3 protein-coding genes are annotated in these 2,437 nt (G+C 70.4%); 2 read left to right on the top strand and 1 reads right to left on the bottom strand.

Annotated elements, in window-relative coordinates:
* Positions 1-533: TerD family protein (locus AOK15_RS38335; RefSeq protein ID WP_055523480.1), on the bottom strand; the 533-nt coding region annotated here is incomplete at its 3' end.
* A gap of 191 nt (positions 534-724) precedes the next feature.
* On the opposite strand from AOK15_RS38335, the gene AOK15_RS38330 reads away from it, so the two are divergent.
* Both AOK15_RS38330 and AOK15_RS48030 read left to right on the top strand, forming a co-directional pair.
* Positions 725-1,891 (top strand): HpcH/HpaI aldolase/citrate lyase family protein, encoded by a 1,167-nt coding sequence (locus AOK15_RS38330; protein ID WP_055523478.1) that lies wholly within the window; start codon positions 725-727, stop codon positions 1,889-1,891.
* Positions 1,892-1,978: 87 nt separating this feature from the next.
* Positions 1,979-2,437: phosphoribosyltransferase domain-containing protein (locus tag AOK15_RS48030; protein WP_240508784.1), on the top strand; the 459-nt coding region annotated here is incomplete at its 3' end.

Raw genomic sequence — 2,437 nt, 5'->3', positions numbered from 1 at the left:
ACCGAGATGCCGAAGTCGGTGGCGAGGCCCTGGAGGCCGTTGGTGTAGCCCTCGCCGAGGGCGCGGAACTTCCAGCCACCGCCCCGGCGGTAGAGCTCGCCGCAGATCAGCGCGGTCTCCTCGCCCGTCTCCGGCTTGATGTCGAAGTACGCCAGCGGTTCCGCGTCGGAGACCGTGGCGTCGTACAGCAGGATGCGCAGGGAACGTACGTGGTCGAAGGTGACGTCGTCGGCGGAGGCCACGAGCAGAATCTGGCCGACCGCGGACTCGACACCGGTCAGGTCAGTCTGGATGGTGTCCGTGAGGCCGTCGGCGACACGCTTCTTGCCGAGCCGCCACACCTTGCCCGAGGGGTGGCGCGGCTGGTTGTAGAACACGAAGTCCTCGTCGGACCGTACCCGTCCGTCGGGGCCGAGGAGCAGCGCCGAGGCGTCGACTTCCGGGGCACCCTGTCCGGGCGCCCAGCGCAGCACGGCGCGGACCGCCGTGGCTTCGATCGGGACGTTCGACCCCTTCAGCATCGCGTGCGTCATGTCGTTCATCCTGCCCTCTCGGTCCTGATCACGACAACGCGGGGGCGAGGATGGGCCGGTTGAGTCGTCGAGCGGCCGACATGGCCGGGTTACCAGAACTTCACGCCCGGAGGGAACTGAAGACACACATTTGTACGTACTATTACCGGCCACCTTCACGACCGGCCGCCCAGCAGCCACGGGGGATCTTCATGCGTCACTTCGGGCACATCGCCCCTGAGGAGCGTCAGCGCCTCTTCTTCCGCGAGCCGGGTGTCTTCACCGCCGACTCACCGGCCCGGGTCCTCGCCGCCGCCCTCGGTGCCACCCTCTACAGCCCGGCGACCCGCGAGCGGCTGGCCGACGACATCGTCAAGCAGGCCGGGCGCGGTGTGGTCTCGATGGTGCTGTGCCTGGAGGACTCCATCGACGACGCGGAGGTCGTGGGCGCCGAGGAGAACCTCGTCCGGCAGTTCGCCGAGCTCGCCGCCCGACCGGACGCCGATCTGCCGCTGCTGTTCATCCGGGTCCGTTTCCCCGAGCAGATACCCGACCTCGTCCGGCGGCTCGGTCCGGACGCACGGCTGCTGTCCGGATTCGTACTCCCGAAGTTCACCGAGGAGCGCGGCATCGCCTTCCTGGAGGCGCTCACCGCCGCCGAGGCCGCGAGCGGGCGGCGGCTGTTCGCCATGCCCGTGCTGGAATCCCCCGAGCTGATGTACCGGGAGACGCGCGTAGAGGCCCTCCAGGGCATCGCCCACACCGTCGACAAGTACCGCGACCGCGTCCTCGCCCTGCGCCTCGGAGTCACCGACTTCTGCTCCTCCTACGCGCTGCGCCGGGCACCCGACATGACCGCGTACGACGTCCAGATCGTCGCCTCCGTGATCGCGGACGTGGTGAACGTGCTGGGGCGGGCGGACGGCACCGGGTTCACGGTGACCGGGCCCGTGTGGGAGTACTTCCGCGTGCAGGAGCGCATGTTCAAGCCGCAGCTGCGCACCAGCCCCTTCCTGGAGAACCGCGCCGGGCGGCTGCGCGAGACACTGATAGAGCACGCCCTGGACGGACTGCTGCGCGAGATCTCCCTCGACCAGGCCAACGGTCTGCTCGGCAAGACCTGCATCCACCCCTCGCATGTGCTGCCCGTGCACGCGCTGTCCGTGGTCAGCCACGAGGAGTTCAGCGACGCCGAGGACATCCTGCGGCCCGAGCGGGGCGGCGGCGGGGTCCTGCGCTCCGCCTCCCGGAACAAGATGAACGAGGTCAAGCCGCACCGGGCCTGGGCTGAAAGGGTTCTGCAGCGGGCCGAGGTCTTCGGTGTGGCCAACGAGGACATCGGCTTCGTGGACCTGCTGGCCGCGGGGCTCGTCGACTGAGGAGCCCGCGGGGCTCGCCGACTGAGGAGCCGCGCCGCCCGCACCCGCCGTGGCCGCCCGCACCTGTCGTAACCGACGAAGGAATCGATGAACAACGCAGTGAACGACCCGATCTGGTCCGGGACCTGGGTCGCCGAGCGGCTCGGGGTCGAGCTGGTGGGTGACGAGGAGCTGAGCGGTCTGCTGGGGCTCGCGCTGCGGCGCAACCCCAAGCGGGCGCATCTGCTCGTGTCGAACGTGCTCGGCAAGCATGTGCCGCAGTCGCCGGCCGTCGTGCACGGACACGGGGTCGCCCTCGGCCGCCGGGTGCGGGACCTGCTGGGGGCCGACGGGGCACGGGCCTCGGTCGTCCTCGGGTACGCCGAGACCGCGACCGGGCTCGGGCACTCCGTCGCGGACGGGCTCGGCGACGCGCCCTACCTCCACTCCACCCGGCGACCCGTCGACGGTGTCGCCCAGGCCGGCGGCTTCGAGGAGTCCCACTCCCACGCGACGTCACACCTGCTGCTGCCAAAGGACCCGGAGCTGCTGGCCGGGACCGGGCCG

It is taken from the genome of Streptomyces ossamyceticus (genome assembly GCF_001418475.1).
Lineage (GTDB): Bacteria > Actinomycetota > Actinomycetes > Streptomycetales > Streptomycetaceae > Streptomyces > Streptomyces ossamyceticus.
Note: the sequence above shows the minus strand (reverse complement) of the source record. Positions and strands in the feature narration are given on the sequence as shown.